This is a genomic window from Pseudomonas sp. GW821-FHT09C08, from assembly GCF_059418125.1.
The window spans coordinates 706,374-724,365 of record NZ_JBWKPG010000004.1 but is presented as its reverse complement, the minus strand read 5'-3'; the positions used below and the strand labels follow the sequence as shown (position 1 = coordinate 724,365).

Below are 17,992 nucleotides of genomic sequence, written 5' to 3'. Positions count from 1 at the left end.
CAGGCGTGATCAGCCATTCACCATGGCCCACAACGACGCGCCGACACCGGTGATGCTCTCCCCCGCAATCAACCCGGCGGCGGCGGTAATGGCGAAGCGTTCGGTGAGGCTCGCCCAGCGGCAGCTCACCAGCCAGGTGAGGATGGCGCCGAGCGCCATCATCAGTGACACCGACGCCGGCAACACAAAGGCCAGGCCCAGGGCAGCAGCGCTGGGCAGGTAGCGCGCCCGCTGGGTAGACAGTGTGCTGTCGAGAATGCCCAGCAGTACGCCAACCAGGCCCGCGATGGCAATCGCCCAGCGGATGCTGGTGGACAGCGACTCCAGGCCATGGGTCAGGGTTTGCGCCACGGCTTTCCAGGTGGCGACCGCCGGCGCCGGCCATTCTTCGGTCAGCAGCATGGCGTGCGGGTCCGGAATCAACGCCAGGTAGGCGAACACCCCGACGATGCTGCCGATGAAAATCCCCAGGATCTGCGCGATCACCTGCTTGTGCGGCGTGGCGCCAATCGCCTTGCCCACCTTGAAGTCGTTCATCAGATCCGTGCATTGCCCGGCCGAGCCGCCGGCGGTGTTGGCGCTCATCAGGTTGATCGGCACCTGGCCGGGCGCGACGATGCCAAAGCTCAATTGAGACAGCTGCCCGATGGCGCCGATCGGTGGAATACCGGTGGCGCCCACCACCCGCGCGGCCACGGCGGCCAGGCAGATCGCCAAGGGAATCGTCAACAATGCCATCCACAGGTTGATGCCGAACAACACCGCCTGCAGGCACACGACCAATACGATCGACAACACGAACCCCGCAGCCGGCCCTGGCCGGGGCACGCTCCAGGTGCGCCCGCCCGCCGCCTGGGTGGCGGCGCGCAACGCCCACAAGCGAATCGCCAATGACGCCAAGGTGGAACACACCATCAGGCTCACGCCCGGCCACAGCAACCACTCCACCAACGCTGCGAACTGCGGGCCACTGCTGTCGGCCGGCAACGTCACCAGGTGCTGCGCCAAAAGCCAAGGGCCGAGGCCGCCCCACGCGAGCAAGGCCCCCAGCAACAGGGTCAGGCCCACGCGAATACCGATGATGCCGCCAAAACCCACCAGCAGTAACGACGGGTCGGCGGTGAAGGTCAGGCGCTCCAGCGATGCGCTCGGCGCCCAGCGCGGGATGGCCCACCAAAACGTGTCCACCCACTTCACCAGCCCCGACAGCAGCGCGGCGCCGAGCAGCACTTTCAAGCGTGTCGCGGCCTCGCGCCCGTGGTTGTAGATGTGCAAGAGGGTTTCGAGGGTGGCCATGCCTTCGGGGAATTTCAGTGCCTTGTCATTCAGCAACGAGGGCCGCAGGTACCAGGCGATCCAGATCCCCAGGAAGCTCACCGAGAACACCCAGGCGATCATCGGCAGTGCGTCCAGTTGGTTACCGGTCAGCAGCGTGTAGGCCGGGATCGGCGCGACCAGCCCGCCGGAGATGATCGACGCCGCCGCCGAGGCGACGGTCTGGTTGATATTGCTCTCGTGCAGCGTCCACGGCAGTGGCTCGGCAGTGCGCCGGGCCAGGCCTTGCCAGATGGCATAACCGACCAGCAGGGCAATGATCGACATGTTGAACGACCAACCGATCTTCAACCCGGCGTACACATTGGAGGGCGTCAGCAGGATACCGAGCACGCTCCCGGTGATCACAGCGCGCAGGCTGAGTTCGCGTTCGACAGGGCCGCACGGAGGCAGCGTTGGCGAGGTTGCAGGCATGCGGATTCCTTTCGGCAAGGGAACAGGGCGACCTAACAAGTGAGCCCTGTATCCACCGAAGGTTCAGGTGGCGAACATAACCGGGGGCTGAAAATACCGCTGCTGTGCCGTGGGGGCGGGGTTACTCGCGAACGCGGCGGGTCAGTGAGGGAGGCGGTGGCTGACCCGGCGCATTCGCGGGCAAGCCCGCCCCCACACCGGATCAGGCCAGGCGAAACCGCGCGGTGTTGTCGCTCAAGGCCTGGCTGCCTTTGCTCAGGGTGTCCGCCGCGCGATTGACCGCACGCGCACCGTCCAGCAAGCGCCCTGCCGCCTGGTCGACCTGCTGGATATTGCCGCTGACTTCATCCGCCGTCGCCGCTTGCTCCTCCACCGCCGTGGCGATCTGCGCCAGGGTGTCGGTGACGTTCTGCACTGCGCCGGCAATTTCGCCCAGGCGCGTGCCCAGCCCGGTGACCGACTCGGCATCGGTCAGCGCCTGTTCGCACGCGGCGCCCATCAGGTTCACCGCCTGGCTGACCGTGGCGCGCAGACTGTCCACCGTGCCGGCGATCTGCGCGGTCGAGGCCTGGGTGCGCTGCGACAGGCTGCGCACTTCATCGGCCACCACGGCGAAGCCGCGCCCCTGCTCGCCGGCGCGCGCGGCCTCGATCGCTGCGTTGAGCGCCAGCAGGTTGGTCTGCTCGGCGATGCCCCGAATGGTATCGACCACCGATTGAATCTGCTGGCCCTGCTGGCTGACTTGCTCCAGCGCATCGGCGGTGTCGGTGAGGCGCTGGTTGAGCTGCTGGATACTGGCCGTGGTGCGCTGGCTGTCGCGGCTGCTGTCCTCGGCGATGCGCCGCGTCTGCTGGGCACTGCCCGAGGCCTGTTCGCAACTCTTGGCGACGCCCATTGAGGTCGCGGCCAACTGGGTGGCCGCTGCGGCGATCTGGCTGATCTGCTGTTGCTGGTCCTCGACCTCGGTGAGGGTGCTGCCCGACTGCGTATTGAGGGTGAGCACCGCCGAACCGAGCTGCTGGGTTTCATGGTTGACCCCCAGCAGGCTGGTGCGCAACTGCACCACCGCGACGTTGAGCGCGGTACTGATGGCAGCGAGTTCGTCACGCCCTTCCACCGCCACTTCCACGCACAGGTTGCCGTCGCGCAGGGATTCGGCCAGCGTGGTGATGCCGCTGGCACTGCGGCGAATTGAAGCCTGCAGGCAAATGAACAGGTACAGCGCCGCCAACGCCAGCAAGCTGAAGGTCGCGGCCACCGGGACAAATTTTTGCAGCGAGCGGTCGCGGTAGTAACCGAGGCGCGCGTCCAGCGACGTCAGCGACTGGTTGCGCAGCGCGCCCAGGCCGTCGAGCATCGCGTCGACACTGCCCTCAAAGGCTGCGGTGTCGAGCTTGATGGTGCCGCCGAACACGCCGTCGTCGAGGACTTTGAGCTGGTTATCCAGCTGTTGCAGGCTGTTGTCGTATTGCGCTGTCCAGGGCTCCAGCCCGGCGTATTGCTTGGCCTTGAGCGACGCCGCGGCCTTGACCAGCTGGTCGCGCGCATCGCCGATGCGACCGCGCAGATCGCGCATCTGCAAACGGCTTTGCAGGGTGAACTGCCCCGAGGCGATGGACGACTGGCCGACACTGGCCATGCGGCCGATACGCTCGATCAGGTCGGGGCTGTGCTGGGTGGAAATCTGCATGAGCAAATAGGTTTCCAGCCACGGGTCGAGGATCAGGCCGGCGTCCAGGGTGATCTGCTCGCGCAGGGTTTGCATCGCGGTCAGGGCCGACGTAAAGCGGTCATATCCGTCCGGCCACCAGCCCACGGTGCGCAGCGATTGCGAGTCCATGCCCTTGACGGTGGCTTGCAGCGCCTCGAAGCGCGCCAGGGTGTCGGCGCTGGCGTTCTGGCTTTTCAGCGACTCGCCCAGGGCCTGCAGGCTTTGCAGGATCAGCGGGAAATTCCCATCGACCTTGTCCATCGCCGCCTTCGCCGCGGGGGTGGGGGCGTGCAGGATGTCCGCGGCCTTCCAGCGCGCCGCCAGGTTGCGCTGGGCGGTCAGTTGGGCATCCAGCGCATCGAGGGCCAGTAGTTGCCGAACGCCGGATTGCTCGCTGGAAATCACGGTTAACTTGTCGCGATAGTCCGCCCCAATCATCCACAGGCTGCCCGCCAGGGGCAGCATGAACAGGAAAAACAGGATCTGGAATTTGCGCGCAAAGCCGAAACGCCCGAGCAGGCGGATACCGGGTGACAAGAGGCTGTGCATGTCCGACTACTCCCCAAAAACAACCCACGCGTACAGCGGTGGGCGAAGCCTTGAAATGACTAACGGCAAAATGCCATGTCATTGATTGGGAAGGCACTAGCAAGATACGGGCCGCAGGGAGCGTGCCCCGAAATAGACGGTGTGACGCACAAAGGCAGGTGAGGTGTGCGCGAAAATGGGGCAAAAGCACTCAAGGTCTGGGCACACCTGTAACAGTGAGCTATTTCACCATCATGTACTGGCTGAAATTATTGATGTGATCGTCGAGGTTATCTTCAAGCATCATCCGGTACTGATCGCAGAAATACTTCAACATCGCCTCGCGCGCCTCGGCCATTTCAGCACCGGACTTGAAGTTGCGCGCACTCGCCCAGGCATTGAAACGGGTGGTGCCGAACATCATCGAGGCGCTGACCTCGCCGAGGTTTTCACAGGTCTTGAGTTGCTCGTTCGACAATTCGATATGCGCGTCTGCACGGTCATAGAAGGCTTGGTCAGTGGCGTCTGCCATGGCGGATGTCCAGGATAAGTGAATGATGGCCGCCATTGAACCATACCCCCCGCCAACGTAGGAGCCCGGCCTGGCGCCAGCCTGCTCAAGAACACCACCGACAGCAGGCCCGGCGCCGACCAAAACGCATCAGGCCAGCAGCGAACTGATCCACCGCACCTGCCGCGCAACCTCCTGCACCTTCTCCTGCGGCACTGCCTGCCGCGCCTGCTCGAAACTGGCCAGGGTCTTCTGCTTCTGGCGCAGCATGCGCTGCCACTTGGCCAGGAACTCCGGGCTGCGCGCCTGCATCTGCAGTGGGCCGAAATACAGCTGCTCAGCGGTATAACTCACCGGCGGGGCACGCTCGGCCACAATGATTTCGTAGTAGAAGCGGTTTTCGCGCAGCAGCTCTTCAGTGAGGATCGCGTAACCGTTGTCCATCAACCACTGACGCAACGGCTGCTCGCCGCCATTGGGCTGCAGGACCAGGCGCTCACGGCCGCTCAGGTGTGCCTTGCCACTTTCCAGGATGTCGCGAATCGTCTCGCCGCCCATGCCGCAGAGGCTGATCGCGGTGATCTGGTCCGCCGGCGTTATCGCCGCCAGTCCATCGGCCAGGCGCACGGTAATGTGCTGCTCCAGGCCATTCTCACGCACAGTGCGCACAGCCGCATGGAACGGCGTGGTCGCCACCTCCCCCGCTACCGCCGCGGTGATCAACTCGCGGCGCATCAACGCGACTGGCAGGTAAGCGTGGTCCGAGCCGATATCGGCCAGGCGCGCGCCAGCGGGCACGTTCGCCGCCACGCGCTCCAGGCGCATGGACAATGTATGTGGGTTCAACAGCCGTTCCTTATCAACACAAAATTACTCACCCGAAAACCGATCCCGACTGTTGGTCAGGTGCAGCACCATGGCGGCGCGGGCAGCGTCCGGGTCTTGGCGCTTGATCGCGTTGAAGATCGCCTCATGCTCCAGGTTCGCCAACTGCCCCAGCTGGGCAAAGTCCGCACCGCCACGCTCATCCCCCTTGAGCTGAGTGCGCGGAATCATCGCATTGCCCAGGTGCAGCATGATTTCGGTGAAGAAGGTATTGCCGGTGGCCTCGGCGATCAACTGGTGAAAACGCTTGTCCTCTTCGACGCAGCTGTCGTTGTTGGCCAGCGACGCCTGGTAATCGTCGAGCGCAGTGCGCATGTGCGCCAGGTGTTCGTCGCTCCTGCGTAACGCGGCCAGCGCAACCGCCTGCACCTCCAGGCCCAGGCGCAACTCGAGCATGTTGCGCACACTGGCAACCGTGTCCACGTGCAAACGCAGGCCTTGGCGGGCGTGTTGCGCCAGCACAAAGGTGCCGATGCCATGACGGGTCTCGACGAGACCCGACGCCTGCAGTTTGGAAATGGCCTCGCGCACCACGGTGCGGCTCACGCCATGCTCAAGGACGATGGTGGATTCCGACGGCAGCTTTTCACCGGGCTTCAACTGCCCGAGCAGGATGCGCTGGGTCAGCGCGTCGACCACGCCTTGGGCGAGGTTGTTGGAGCGTCTACGGACGGGCATTCCACTATCAATCGGCATCATTGCGGGTCCACGGGGTTGGGCTGGTGCGAGCTTAACATCCCGCCCGGCGACACGGCTGGGTTGATTTGCCCCAGCTCAACTTGTATGACAACTAATCTTAGCCCTTTATTTACGCATCACCACCAGCGTCAGGCGCTCGCATCATTCCTAGGTACCGACGCCCTCTAAAAGGCAAGCAAACACTGGAACATAACCAAAATAACTTGTCGATCATCGGCCTTATAAGAACAAATTCACTCACGACCGCATTGCAGCCTTCGGAAAATCACTTGTATGATGTCTATCAACAAGACACGCAAACCCGCATAAAAATAAATCAGGGGGAGTTTTGAATTGTGAACAATTCAAGCCATGCATCTGCCGCTCCAGAAAGTGATTCAGTCCTCGCGCGCGCCGTGAGCAAAGTGAAGGGCCACGTGCTCCCACTGTTCGTGATCATGTTCATCCTCAACTACATCGACCGGGTCAACATCGGCTTCGTGCGCATGCACATGGAGCACGACCTCGGCATCGGCGCTGCGGCCTACGGCCTGGGTGCCGGGTTGTTCTTCATCGGCTACGCGCTCTTCGAAGTGCCCTCCAACATGCTGCTGCAGAAGGTCGGCGCGCGCATCTGGCTGACCCGCATCATGTTCACCTGGGGCATCGTCGCCACGCTGATGGCGTTCATCCAGAACGAAACCCAGTTCTACATCCTGCGCTTTTTGCTGGGCGTGGCCGAGGCCGGGTTCTTTCCTGGGGTGATCTACTACTTCACGCGCTGGCTGCCAGGTGTGGAGCGCGGTAAAGCCATCGCGATTTTCCTCAGCGGCTCGGCGGTGGCCTCGTTGATCTCCGGCCCGCTCTCCGGCGCGCTGCTGCAGATCGAAGGGTTCGGCTTTCACGGCTGGCAATGGATGTTCGCCATCGAAGGCCTGGCCTCCGTGGCGCTGGGGTTCTTCGTGTGGTTCTGGCTCGACTCCAACCCCCACGACGCCAAATGGATGACCCGCGAAGAACAGGACGCACTGGTCGGCGCCATCGACCAGGAACAGCGCGAGCGTGAAGCCCTGACCACGGTCAAGCCGACGCTCGGCAAGCTGCTCAAGGATCGCCAGATCCTGCTGTTCTGCGCGTTGTACTTCTGCATCCAGCTGACCATCTACGCCGCGACGTTCTGGCTGCCGAGCATCATCAAAAAGATGGGCGACCTGAGCGATGTGCAGGTCGGTTTCTTCAACTCGATCCCGTGGCTGATCTCGATCATCGCCATGTACGCGTTCGCGTCGTTGTCGAGCAAGTTCAAGTTCCAGCAGGCCTGGGTCGCGGCCGCGCTGTTGATTGCCGCTGCCGGCATGTTCATGTCCACCACCGGCGGGCCGATCTTCGCCTTCGTGGCGATCTGCTTTGCAGCCATCGGCTTCAAGTCGGCGTCTTCGCTGTTCTGGCCGATCCCCCAGGGTTATCTGGATGTGCGCATCGCTGCAGCCGTGATCGCGCTGATCAACTCCATCGGCAACCTGGGGGGCTTCGTCGCACCGACCACCTTCGGCTTCCTCGAACAGACCACCGGCTCGATCCAGGGCGGCCTCTATGGCCTGGCAGGCACATCAGTGCTCGCCGCAATCCTGGTGTTCTTTGCCAAGACCTCACCGTCCGCCGTACTGGCCTCGCCCGGCGCTGTGCCCGTGGGCGCAGCCATCAGCAAACCTCTCTGACCTTATCCAGGAACGTGCCATGAATACCCCAGTAGTCACCCACTTCCAAGTCATCCCCGTGGCCGGCCACGACAGCATGCTGCTCAACCTGAGCGGCGCCCACGGGCCTTACTTCACGCGCAATATCGTCATCCTCAAGGACAGCAGCGGCCGCACCGGTGTGGGTGAAGTGCCCGGCGGCGAACGTATCCGCGAAACCCTGGAGGACGCGCGCAGCCTGGTGATCGGCCAACCGATCGGGCAGTACCAGCGCATCCTCAACCAGATGCGCAGCACCTTTGCCTCACGTGATGCGGGCGGTCGCGGCCTGCAGACGTTCGACCTGCGCATCACCATCCACGCGGTCACGGCGATGGAAGCGGCGCTGCTCGACCTACTGGGTCAATTCCTGGAAGTGCCGGTGGCCGCCTTGCTCGGCGAAGGGCAGCAACGTGATGCGGTGAAAATGCTCGGCTACCTGTTTTATATCGGCGACCGCAACGCAACGAACCTGGCATATCGCAACGAGGCCGAGGCCGATGATGACTGGTTCCGCCTGCGTCACGATACAGCCCTGACAGCGGAGGCCGTAGTCCGCCTGGCCGAAGCCGCCAAAGCCAAGTACGGCTTCAATGATTTCAAGCTCAAGGGCGGCGTGCTGAGCGGTGACGCAGAAATCGAAGCCGTCACCGCACTGGCCGAGCGCTTCCCCGACGCACGCATCACCCTTGACCCGAATGGCGCGTGGTCATTGAAAGAAGCCATCCGCCTGTGCCGCGACCAGCACCACGTGCTCGCCTACGCCGAAGACCCATGCGGTGCCGAAAACGGTTACTCGGGCCGCGAAGTCATGGCCGAATTCCGCCGCGCCACCGGCCTCAAGACCGCCACCAACATGATCGCCACCGACTGGCGCGAAATGGGCCACGCGATCCAGCTGCAATCGGTGGACATCCCGCTGGCCGACCCGCACTTCTGGACCATGCAAGGCTCGGTGCGTGTCGCGCAGATGTGCAACGAGTGGGGCCTGACCTGGGGCTCGCATTCCAACAACCACTTCGATATTTCCCTGGCGATGTTCACCCAGGTGGCCGCCGCCGCACCGGGCGACATCACCGCCATCGACACCCACTGGATCTGGCAGGACGGCCAGCGCCTGACCCACGAGCCATTGAAAATCGAAGGGGGCTACGTGAAGGTGCCCGCCAAGCCCGGCCTGGGCGTGGACATCGACATGGACGCCGTGGCCAAGGCCCATGAAGTGTACAAAGGCATGGGCCTCGGCGCGCGCGATGACAGCGTGGCGATGCAGTTCCTGATCCCGGGCTGGAGCTTCAACAACAAGCAACCGTGCCTGGTGCGCTAGGCACTCACACGCCCGCTCAATGCAGGAGCGGGCTTGCCTGCGATAGCAACTCTGAGGTGGCCTGACCCATCGCCATCGCAGGCAAGCCAGCTCCCACCGGTGATCGTGGTCACTTCGCCGAGTGGGTTCGCTTGATCGGCTGCACCGTCAGCTCCACGCCTAACGCCAGCATCAGTTTCTGCACGGTCTCATAGCGCGTTTTAGACCCGCCCTTGAGCGTCTTGTACAGACTCTCGCGATTCACCCCCGCCGCCGCGGCCACCTTGTTCACACCTTGTGCCTTGGCGACCTCGGCAAGCGCCTTCATGAGGATCTGCGGGTCTTGCGACTTCATGCTTTGCGCAAGGTAAGCACTGATGGTTTCCGGGCTGTCGAGGAAGCGCGAAGCTTCATAGACCTGGGTACCGGAGGTATCCAGATCGAGGATCGGCATGTCCTCTGGCTTGAATGTCGAATTGCTCATTTGGTTAACCTCTCAGGGCATCCAGAATCTCTTTGGCGCGCTTGATGCCTCTTTGCTGGTCGGGTTTGTCACTGCCCCACAGCATCAAGTAGGCGGTGATGCCCGTGCGGACAAAGTAAATCCGGTAGCCGGGCCCGACAAAAATACGCATTTCACTGAGGCCGTTACCGGCAGGCTCGCAATCGCCAAAATTGTTTTCTTCGGCGCGATCCAACCGAGTCAGAACCGCCACTTTTCTACAAACGTCCCTCACTCCATCCAGCCATGTATCAAACTCTGGCGTCCTGCCGATTATGTTGGTCACAGATTCACATGTAGCCTACTGGCTACTACCTGCCGATGCTAGTGATTTTTCAAGCTGCGCAGAGCTCCCCGAAGAAAAAATCCTAGTTCACGCCCGGTACATGGGGCCGGGCGATTCTGTGAGTGCTTGTTTCCCGTCGCGCCGATAGAACCAGCCCGCAGTTCGATAGCAATTTTTCGTATTAAAAACCTCGTCACCGCTGGGTTAGGGTGGCGTCACCAGACCACTGGCCCCGTGCTTCTGACTCTTTTTTTCCAGCCCGACGCGTCCACGCGCAGGCACCGCCAGGTCAACCCATGTCCAATTCTGCCTTGCCTATCTGGGGCGCACCGCCGTCTGCCCGCTACGAACAATTGGCCGCACCGTTGCGCCCACTCTTCGCCCAAATCCTCGCGCAGGCGGCCGAGCACGATCAGACGCGTGCCAGCCTGGCCGGTGTGATCCAGCAACTCACCGCCCTGGGCCTGCCGCGCTGGCGCCTGCCGCCAAGCCATGGCGGTCACGGCGCGACCCTGGTTGAGCTGCTCGCCGTGCTCACCGAACTGTCTGCCGCCGACTCCAACATCACCCAGGCCCTGCGGGGGCATTTTGGTTTTTGCGAAGATGTACTCAGCGCCAAAGACCCCGCCTGGCGCGCCAAGTGGCTCGACCGTCTCGGCGAGGGCGCGCTGCTCTCTCCCGGCAGCACTGAAGTCGGCAACCAGACCCGTGGTGATTTCGAAACCCGTCTGCACCGCGACGCAAGCGGTACCTTGCGCATCAGCGGCCGCAAGTTCTACACCACGGGCGCGCTCTACAGTGACTTGATCAACACGATTGCAACCGGCGAAGACGGCACGACTTACAGCGTGGTTGTCGACCTCAAGGCTGCCGGCGTGCAGGTCGTCGATGACTGGAACGGCTTCGGCCAACGCCTCACCGCCAGCGGCACCTGCATCTTCGACAGCGCGCCGGTGCTGGACAATGAGGCGCGTCCCACCCAACAGCGCTTTGGCCATGGGCAATCGTTTTTCCAGCTTTATCACCTCAGCACCCTCGCCGGCATCGCCCGCCGCGCGGCCTTGAGTGGCGCCGAAGAACTCAGCCAACGCGCCCGCACTTTCACCACGGGCAATGCCGATGTCGCCGGCCAGGATGTGCAATTGCTGCAAGTGATCGGCGAAGTCGCCAGCCAGGCCTACGCCGCCCAGGCCATCGCCCAACAGGCGGCGCAGCGCCTGGAACACACCGCGCAGTATGTGATTGCCCACGACCAGCCCGTGCATGACGACGACCCACAGGTGGCACTCGCCGAGCTGGAAGTGTGCCTGGCCGTCAACCCGGTGGTGGATGCCACACTCGCAGCGACCACCGCGCTATTCGACGCCCTGGGCGCCAGCGCCACCGCCAGCAACAAGGCACTGGACCGGCTATGGCGCAACGCGCGCACATTGGCCAACCACAACCCGCGCGTCTACAAATCGCGGATCGTGGGAAATTACCTGGTAAACGGAACCCTGCCCCCGGCGCAGTGGCGAGTGGGCGTGGCCAAGGCTGGATGAAATCACCAGCCAGCTCCCACATTTGATCTCCATATGCCCGGGGGCCTGAGCTATACCTTGAGGCCTCTGTGGGAGCTCCATATGCTTGGGGGCCTGAGCCATACCTTGAGCCCCCTGTGGGAGCGGGCTTGCTCGCGAAGGCGGTGGGTCAGTTAACTAATTCGTCGACTGACACACCGCCTTCGCAGGCAAGCCAGCTCCCACATTTGATCTCCATACACCCGGGATCCCGAGTCATACCAGGATCCCCCTGTGGGAGCGGGCTTGCTCGCGAAGGCGGTGGGTCAGTTAACTAATTCGTCGACTGACCCACCGCCTTCGCAGGCAAGCCAGCTCCCACATTGATCTCCATATGCTTGGGGGACTGAGCCATGCATTGAGGCCTCTGTGGGAGTGGGCAAGCCAGCTCCCACATTTGATCTCCATATGCCCGGGGGCCTGAGCCATGCCTTGGGGCCTCTGTGGGAGTGGGCTTGCCAGCTCCCACAGTTTGATGAGCACATGGCTTGAGAGGGGTTTATCGGCTCACGAACGCGAGCACCCGTTCCAGCATTCGGTCGCAGGCATTCAGCTGTTCCAGGCTGATGAATTCATCCGGCTTATGCCCCTGCTCCATGCTGCCGGGGCCGCATACCACTGTCGGGATGCCGGCCTGGTCAAACAGCCCGCCTTCAGTCCCGAAGGCCACGGTGCCGTACTCCCGGGAGCCGCAAAACTGCGCGACCCACTCCGCTGCCTGGCTTTGCGGCGAGGTGGCCAACCCTGGGTAGCTGGACAATTCACTGAACTCAATCGCGCAGTGCGCGCTCACTGCCTGCATCGCCGGCAGCAAGGTGTGCTCGGCGTAATCGCGCAGTTGCTGCGCCACCTGCCGGGGATCCTGGGCCGGCAGCGAGCGCACTTCAAAGTCGAACGTGCAGTTTTGCGGGACGATATTCAGCGCCTTGCCGCCGCCGATCACGCCGGTCTGCACCGTGGAAAACGGCGGATCAAAACGCTCGTCGAGCAACGTCGGCGCCTTGAGTGTCTCACCGAGTCGCACCAACTCGCTGATCAGTTGCGCGGCATATTCAATGGCATTCACACCCGACGGCGCATACGCCGAATGGCAGGCCGCGCCGTGCACTTCGCAGCGCACTGCCAGCTTGCCTTTGTGGCCGAGCACCGGCTTGAGCTCGGTAGGTTCGCCGATCACGCACAGCAACGGCTTGACCGCCTGCCCATGGAACCGCTCGATCAATGCGCGCACACCCAGGCAGCCCACCTCTTCGTCGTACGACAGTGCGATATGCACCGGCATGCGCAACGGCGCCTTCACCAGCGCCGGCACACAGGCCAGTACGCAGGCGATATAGCCCTTCATATCGGCGGTGCCGCGCCCGTACAACCGGCCGTGTTTTTCCGTCAGTTCAAACGGCGCCACCGTCCAGCGCTGCCCGTCCACCGGCACCACGTCGGTATGCCCGGACAACACCACGCCAGGCACCTCGGCCGGGCCGATGGTCGCCAGCAGGTTGGCCTTGCTCTTGTGCGCGTTGTAGACCAGCTCGCAAGCCACGCCGTGGTCCTGCAGATAGGTGCGCACAAAGTCGATCAACGCCAGGTTGGATTCGCGGCTGGTGGTATCAAAGCGCACCAGTTGCGCCAGCAGGTCGCGGCTTGTGTTCAACGCTCATCTCCCGGCACGGCATAGCCCGGTGCGACCTGTGGGTTGAGGGCGCGGTCGATGTAGGCCTGCAGTTGCGGGCGATAGGCTTGCCAGAGTTGGTCGAGCGCGCCGATCGGGTCCTCATCGGCCCAGTCGACGCGCAGGTTGACGATCGGCCACAGCAAGTCGTCGACCACCACCAATGCCGCCGAATGCACCGGCCCTGCTTCACCGCCTTCGGCCTGGCCGGCCTGCATCGCCGCCAGCAAACGCTCGGCGAGCGGCCCCGTGGCCATCTCGAACGCGCGCACCATCGCCGCAATCACCCCGGCGTCGGCCAACATATTGCCCGCCGCTACGCACTGCTCGCCGCTCAGCGCGTGATGAATCCCGAGGGTCTGCGCCCCGCTGAAATGCGCGGTGCGCCCCTGGCTATCAATCACGGTGACCTGACGATATTGGCTGTGATCCTGTTCCACCAAGGTCGCCAGCGCCTCGCTCGGTGCCAGGCCCTGCTCGAGCAAATCCAGCAGCTGCGGCCCCAGGCTCGGCAGCGTGATGTTCTGCGACGCCACCGCGCCAACGCCTGGGCGCAGCCAAGGACAACGGGCGCCCACGGCAATGCTCGAAGAGCTGATCGCAATACCCAACTGGCCGGTCTCGGCACACCGGGCGACAACGGAAAAAGTCATGGCGTGCTCCTCAATCGAGTACCGAAGGGTCGGCGTCGATCATCAACTGCTTCATTTCTTCAAAATGCCGGACCGAGAAATCCACAATCCCTTCCCAACCGCGCGCGGTTTTCTCCGCCACGTCATCGGAAAGCACCCGCAGCGGCTGCCCGGTGGACCAGGCCGTCACGAGGACCTGGCAGGCACGCTCCAGGGTCCAGATATCATCGAAGGCCTCGCCGATGGACGTCGCCGTCACCATCACGCCGTGGTTGCCCATCAGCAGGCGGCGCTTGCCGTCGAGCAGCCCGGCCAGGCGTGCGCCTTCGGCCTCGGTGTCGGCCATGCCGCCGTAGAGTTCATCCACCGCCACGCGGTTGAAATAACGCGCGGTGTTCTGGTCGATCGGCGGGATGTGCGGCGTGGCCAGGCACGCCACGGCCGTGGTGTACACCGGGTGCAAATGCAGCACCGCGCGGGTTTGTGGCAACAGCCGGTGGATTTGCCCGTGGATCGACCAGGCGGTGGCGTCCACGTTCGGGTGATCGGCGCAGGCGCTGTCATCGGCGTTCAGCAGCAACAGGTCACTGGCACGGATACGCGAGAAGTGCTTCCACTTCGGGTTGAGCAAAAACTGTTTGCCATCGGCCGACACGGCAGCGCTGAAGTGGTTGGCCACCGCCTCGTGCATGCCCAGGTGGGCGATGATGCGAAAGGTCGCCGCCAGGTCGATGCGCGTCTGTTCTTCGTGGGATAACGCCATGAATCGGTCTCCGCAGGACGCGGCCGCACAGCGGCGGCCGCGTGATTGGGTTACTTGGGCATCAGCGCCGCGAGGTCGGCATCGGTCGGTGCTTCGAAGTTGTACTTCTTCAGCAAGGCCGCGTACTCAGGCGTGGCGCGGTATTTTGCCAGGCCGTCGAGCAAGGCCTGCTTGACCGTGTCATTGCCCTTCTTCACGCCAAAGCCGTTGAGCACCGGGTAGATCAAGGTGTCGGACGAAATCACCACGCGGTTGCCCAACTTGTCGATCACCCCACGGGCCACGGCGGCGTCGGTGATCTGCGCTTCAACCGCGTGCGCCAGCAGGGCCTGGGTGGTCTGCGGGTCGGTGCTGTATTCGCTGATCTGGATCGGCTTCAAGCCCTTGGCCACGCAGTACTCCGTCGACAGTTTGTTCATCTGCGCCAGCCACGAGGTGGCGCCCATGGAGCCGATCTTGTGGCCGCAGAACTCTTCCGGGGTCTTGGGCTGGAAGGCACTGTCCTTGAGGGTCAGGATCGACTCGCCGCTCTTCAGGTAAGGGATCATGTCGATGACCTTGACCCGCTCCGCCGTGATGTACATCGACGAGTTGGTCACATCGAAACGCCCGGCCTGCAGGCCGGTGATCAAGTTGGGAAAGCGTGTGTCGAGGGTCTCGACCTTGCGGCCCATGACCTTGCCCAGGCCGTCCATGAACTCGATATCGAAGCCCGCCGGCTTGTTGTTGTCCATGTATTCATAGGGAAAGAACGTGACGTCGGAGCCGGCGACAATCGTGCCGTCTTTCTGGAAGGCCGAAGCCGCCAACGAAGTCATCGCAACCGCAGCACCCAACAGGCACACGGCAAGGGGGCGAACACTTTTACGAAACGCTGTCATGGTCATTACCTGCAAGGTCTTGGGGGGTGGTTAGGCAGTGGCGGTATCTTGTCCGGCCTGTTGCACGAAGAACGACGCGCCGCGAGGCTTCTGCGGCAAGCGCATGTGGTTGCTGGTGGAGCGCACCAGGCCACTTTCGGCACCGGCCACGAGCAGGCCGGCATGAACGCTGGGCAATGGGTTTTCGCCGAATGGCAGCGCGTCTTCAGCGGCGTAGACACTGATGAACAGCGTGCGCGGCAATTCGGTCTCGTTAGGGCTGGATGCATGCAACAGCCGCGTGTGCATAAAGCACACGGAACCGGCCGGGCCGTAGCAGGCGACCGGTTGCTGGCAGTGCTCTTCAACCACCGCGTCGTCCACCGAACCGGTGAAACGCTGGTTCTGCCAGTGCGACCACAGCGGGCCTTTGTGGCTGCCGGGGATCACATTCAGCGGGCCGTTCTGCGGGGTCACTTCGCTGACCATCAGCAAGGCCGTGACGATGTCGTCATTGCTGTGCGGCGTGAACAGAAAGTCCTGGTGCCACTTCACCTGGGTCGCGGTGTGCGGCAGTTTCGAGTTGATCTTGCTGTGGTGAAACCGTGCACCACTGGCGCCGACCAGCTGCGCGGAAATCGCCGCCATCCGCGAGTGCAACGCCACGCGCTCGTACACCTTGGAAATCTCGGTAGGCGAACTCACCCGGCGCAGCGAGGGATGATCCGCGCGGTGGTCGCCCTCCAGGTCGAACCGCGCGCGGCCATCCACGGTGGCGCCCCAGCCCTGGTCATGGCTGCGGCTCTCTTCTACCCACTGGTCGAAGTCATGCTGCAGCGCGGCCACTTCATCCGCCGACAACACGCCTTCTACCACCAGGAAGCCGTCGCGCTGGAATTGTTCGATGTGTGCTTGCTCGATCATTTTAGTGTTTCCTGAACGTTAAAGAGATCACGCCAGCGAGACGTCCTTGAGGAACGCCTCCACGCGTGGGTTATGGCCGCTGCGCAAGGCATCGGGCGTGTCGTCGCAGACCACGCGCCCCTTCTCCATGAACACGATGCGGTCGGAGACCTTGAAGGCGAAATTCATCTCGTGGGTGACGATCACCATGGTGATGCCCTCCTCGGCCAGGGCCTCGATGACCTGCAGCACTTCGTTGACTTTTTCCGGGTCGAGCGCCGAGGTGGGCTCGTCGAACAGCATGATCTGCGGGCGCATCATCAAGGCGCGGGCGATGGCCACGCGTTGCTGCTGGCCACCGGACAACTGGTGCGGGTACTTCCAGGCGTGATCGAGCATGCCGACCTTGTGCAGCAGCGCGTAGGCCTGCTGCTTGAGTTCGGAGGTCGCGCCCAGGCGGTGGTATTTGGGCGCCATCAGCAGGTTGTCGAGCACGCTCAAATGCGGGAACAGGTTGAAGCTCTGGAACACCATGCCGATGTTCAGGCGATGCTCGGCGTGCTCGATGTACTGGGGTTTCTGCGCGCCGACTTTGTTCAAGTGAATGAACGGCTGGCCGTTGATCTGGATCTCGCCGTTGTCGAGTTGCTCGAGGCCGTTGAGCAGGCGGATCAGCGTGGTCTTGCCGGAGCCGGACGGCCCGATCACCGACACCACTTCACCCGGCTGGATCTGCAGGTTGACCGAGCCCAGCACCTCGATGTCGTTGTAGGCCTTGTGCAACCGCGTGGCTTGCAGCGCGGCGGCGCCGGTGCTGGCCGGGCGCTGCAAGGCGACGCGTTGCTGCGTGGCCAGGGCCAGCACCGCCGCATCCGGCACGCGGGAGACATTGCGTTGGTTGACGTCGAGAAAACGCTCCAGGCGTTTGAGCAGGAAGTCGAACACCGTGACGATAAACACATAGAAGAACGCCACCGCCGCCATGGTCTCGATCACCAGGAAGTTCTGCGAATACAGGCGCTGGCCGACCATCAGGATTTCGGTCAACGAGATCACCGACACCAGTGAGGTGAGCTTGACGATGGAGATGTATTCGTTGGCCAGCGACGGCAACGCCACCCGCAGCGCCTGCGGGATGACCACGCGCCACTGGGTGCCGAAAAACCTCAAGCCCAGCGCCCGCGCCGCTTCGCCCTGGCCCTTGGGAATCGAGAGCAAACCGCCGCGATGGATCTCGGCCACATACGCCGTTTCGCAGATTACCAGCGCCAGCAGGCCGGACCAGAACGGGTCGGCCAGAATCGCCGAGGTGCCCGGCAGCGCCTGGGGCAGGTTGTAGATGAAGATCAGCAGCACCAGCAGCGGCAAGCTGCGGAACAGCCAGATATAGCCACGCGCGGGAACACTCAGCAACGGGTGCCGGGATTGCTTGGCCAGCGCCAGCAGAAAGCCCAGTGCGATACTCAAGACCCACGTCAGGGTACTCAGCTTGATCACCGTCCACGTCGCGCGCCAGAACTCGGCATCGCCCAGCAAACCAAACATGTAATTCCAGTCGAATGTCATCGTCGCTGTGCCCTGCAAAAAAAAAGAAGTTGATCTGCATCGATGGGATGAGAGTCGTGGCGGGAGGTGGTCAGGGTCAATTCGTAAAAGCCGGGGCACTGGGTAGGCAGAGCCTATGCAGCCCCGCAAGCCAGCCAGATCAGCTGTA

The 17,992-nt window shown here is 63.1% G+C and carries 16 protein-coding genes; 3 read left to right on the top strand and 13 right to left on the bottom strand.

What is annotated here, in order from left to right; genetic code table 11:
* Window positions 1–9: 9 nt before the first annotated feature.
* From AC07OJ_RS17845 to AC07OJ_RS17825, 5 genes are all read right to left on the bottom strand, one after another.
* Window positions 10–1,749 carry an OPT family oligopeptide transporter gene (locus tag AC07OJ_RS17845; protein ID WP_495094910.1) on the bottom strand — a complete coding sequence of 580 codons (1,740 nt, stop codon included), beginning with the start codon at window positions 1,747–1,749 and terminating at the stop codon, window positions 10–12.
* A 202-nt stretch (window positions 1,750–1,951) separates the two neighbouring features.
* Window positions 1,952–4,009, bottom strand: a complete 2,058-nt coding sequence (locus tag AC07OJ_RS17840) for a methyl-accepting chemotaxis protein (protein WP_495094909.1) — start codon at window positions 4,007–4,009, stop codon at window positions 1,952–1,954.
* A 220-nt stretch (window positions 4,010–4,229) separates the two neighbouring features.
* On the bottom strand, window positions 4,230–4,520 hold the full coding sequence (locus AC07OJ_RS17835) for a DUF3144 domain-containing protein (protein ID WP_495094908.1): 291 nt from the start codon (window positions 4,518–4,520) through the stop codon (window positions 4,230–4,232).
* A gap of 129 nt (window positions 4,521–4,649) precedes the next feature.
* Complete coding sequence (locus AC07OJ_RS17830; protein ID WP_213552810.1) at window positions 4,650–5,345, bottom strand: tRNA (adenine(22)-N(1))-methyltransferase TrmK; 696 nt, start codon at window positions 5,343–5,345, stop codon at window positions 4,650–4,652.
* Between the two features lie 24 nt (window positions 5,346–5,369).
* A complete protein-coding gene (locus AC07OJ_RS17825) occupies window positions 5,370–6,080 on the bottom strand; it encodes a FadR/GntR family transcriptional regulator (protein WP_106803141.1) in 711 nt (236 codons plus the stop codon).
* Between the two features lie 338 nt (window positions 6,081–6,418).
* Between AC07OJ_RS17825 and AC07OJ_RS17820 the strand changes: the two genes are divergently transcribed.
* Window positions 6,419–7,780 (top strand): MFS transporter, encoded by a 1,362-nt coding sequence (locus tag AC07OJ_RS17820; RefSeq protein WP_495094907.1) that lies wholly within the window; start codon window positions 6,419–6,421, stop codon window positions 7,778–7,780.
* 19 nt (window positions 7,781–7,799) lie between these two features.
* Window positions 7,800–9,125: a glucarate dehydratase gene (gudD, locus tag AC07OJ_RS17815; protein ID WP_495094906.1), complete on the top strand. Its 1,326-nt coding sequence runs from the start codon at window positions 7,800–7,802 to the stop codon at window positions 9,123–9,125.
* Window positions 9,126–9,234: 109 nt separating this feature from the next.
* Here gudD and AC07OJ_RS17810 read toward each other — a convergent pair whose 3' ends face one another.
* Both AC07OJ_RS17810 and AC07OJ_RS17805 read right to left on the bottom strand, forming a co-directional pair.
* The gene (locus AC07OJ_RS17810) at window positions 9,235–9,588 is read right to left on the bottom strand and encodes an addiction module antidote protein (RefSeq protein ID WP_106803138.1); all 354 of its coding nucleotides are present in this window, start codon (window positions 9,586–9,588) and stop codon (window positions 9,235–9,237) included.
* 4 nt (window positions 9,589–9,592) lie between these two features.
* Window positions 9,593–9,892 carry a type II toxin-antitoxin system RelE/ParE family toxin gene (locus AC07OJ_RS17805; protein ID WP_495094905.1) on the bottom strand — a complete coding sequence of 100 codons (300 nt, stop codon included), beginning with the start codon at window positions 9,890–9,892 and terminating at the stop codon, window positions 9,593–9,595.
* Window positions 9,893–10,188: 296 nt separating this feature from the next.
* Here AC07OJ_RS17805 and AC07OJ_RS17800 point away from each other — a divergent pair, with 296 nt between their 5' ends.
* Window positions 10,189–11,433 (top strand): acyl-CoA dehydrogenase family protein, encoded by a 1,245-nt coding sequence (locus AC07OJ_RS17800; RefSeq protein WP_106803136.1) that lies wholly within the window; start codon window positions 10,189–10,191, stop codon window positions 11,431–11,433.
* Between the two features lie 517 nt (window positions 11,434–11,950).
* On the opposite strand, the gene argE is transcribed toward AC07OJ_RS17800, so the two are convergent.
* The 6 genes from argE to AC07OJ_RS17770 are packed head-to-tail and all read right to left on the bottom strand — an operon-like array spanning window position 11,951 to window position 17,844.
* Entirely contained in the window at window positions 11,951–13,102 is a 1,152-nt protein-coding gene (argE, locus tag AC07OJ_RS17795) for an acetylornithine deacetylase (RefSeq protein ID WP_495094904.1), read from the bottom strand.
* Entirely contained in the window at window positions 13,099–13,773 is a 675-nt protein-coding gene (locus AC07OJ_RS17790) for a DUF1028 domain-containing protein (RefSeq protein WP_495094903.1), read from the bottom strand. Before AC07OJ_RS17790 ends, argE begins: the two co-directional genes overlap by 4 nt.
* Window positions 13,774–13,783: 10 nt before the next feature.
* Window positions 13,784–14,515 (bottom strand): class II aldolase and adducin N-terminal domain-containing protein, encoded by a 732-nt coding sequence (locus AC07OJ_RS17785; protein ID WP_495094902.1) that lies wholly within the window; start codon window positions 14,513–14,515, stop codon window positions 13,784–13,786.
* 50 nt (window positions 14,516–14,565) lie between these two features.
* Window positions 14,566–15,396 carry an ABC transporter substrate-binding protein gene (locus AC07OJ_RS17780; RefSeq protein ID WP_065904498.1) on the bottom strand — a complete coding sequence of 277 codons (831 nt, stop codon included), beginning with the start codon at window positions 15,394–15,396 and terminating at the stop codon, window positions 14,566–14,568.
* 30 nt (window positions 15,397–15,426) lie between these two features.
* Window positions 15,427–16,299 carry a phytanoyl-CoA dioxygenase family protein gene (locus AC07OJ_RS17775; protein ID WP_315418776.1) on the bottom strand — a complete coding sequence of 291 codons (873 nt, stop codon included), beginning with the start codon at window positions 16,297–16,299 and terminating at the stop codon, window positions 15,427–15,429.
* Window positions 16,300–16,326: 27 nt separating this feature from the next.
* Window positions 16,327–17,844, bottom strand: a complete 1,518-nt coding sequence (locus AC07OJ_RS17770) for an amino acid ABC transporter permease/ATP-binding protein (protein ID WP_106803132.1) — start codon at window positions 17,842–17,844, stop codon at window positions 16,327–16,329.
* Between the last annotated feature and the right edge of the window lie 148 nt (window positions 17,845–17,992).

Excerpts from the sequence above, each read along its gene's own strand:
- AC07OJ_RS17845 (WP_495094910.1), bottom strand. The coding sequence starts at position 1,749 with ATGCCTGCAACCTCGCCAACGCTGCCTCCGTGCGGCCCTGTCGAACGC.
- AC07OJ_RS17840 (WP_495094909.1), bottom strand. The coding sequence starts at position 4,009 with ATGCACAGCCTCTTGTCACCCGGTATCCGCCTGCTCGGGCGTTTCGGC.
- AC07OJ_RS17835 (WP_495094908.1), bottom strand. The coding sequence starts at position 4,520 with ATGGCAGACGCCACTGACCAAGCCTTCTATGACCGTGCAGACGCGCAT.
- AC07OJ_RS17825 (WP_106803141.1), bottom strand. The coding sequence starts at position 6,080 with ATGCCGATTGATAGTGGAATGCCCGTCCGTAGACGCTCCAACAACCTC.
- gudD (WP_495094906.1), top strand. The coding sequence starts at position 7,800 with ATGAATACCCCAGTAGTCACCCACTTCCAAGTCATCCCCGTGGCCGGC.
- AC07OJ_RS17810 (WP_106803138.1), bottom strand. The coding sequence starts at position 9,588 with ATGAGCAATTCGACATTCAAGCCAGAGGACATGCCGATCCTCGATCTG.
- AC07OJ_RS17800 (WP_106803136.1), top strand. The coding sequence starts at position 10,189 with ATGTCCAATTCTGCCTTGCCTATCTGGGGCGCACCGCCGTCTGCCCGC.
- AC07OJ_RS17790 (WP_495094903.1), bottom strand. The coding sequence starts at position 13,773 with ATGACTTTTTCCGTTGTCGCCCGGTGTGCCGAGACCGGCCAGTTGGGT.
- AC07OJ_RS17785 (WP_495094902.1), bottom strand. The coding sequence starts at position 14,515 with ATGGCGTTATCCCACGAAGAACAGACGCGCATCGACCTGGCGGCGACC.
- AC07OJ_RS17780 (WP_065904498.1), bottom strand. The coding sequence starts at position 15,396 with ATGACAGCGTTTCGTAAAAGTGTTCGCCCCCTTGCCGTGTGCCTGTTG.
- AC07OJ_RS17775 (WP_315418776.1), bottom strand. The coding sequence starts at position 16,299 with ATGATCGAGCAAGCACACATCGAACAATTCCAGCGCGACGGCTTCCTG.
- AC07OJ_RS17770 (WP_106803132.1), bottom strand. The coding sequence starts at position 17,844 with ATGACATTCGACTGGAATTACATGTTTGGTTTGCTGGGCGATGCCGAG.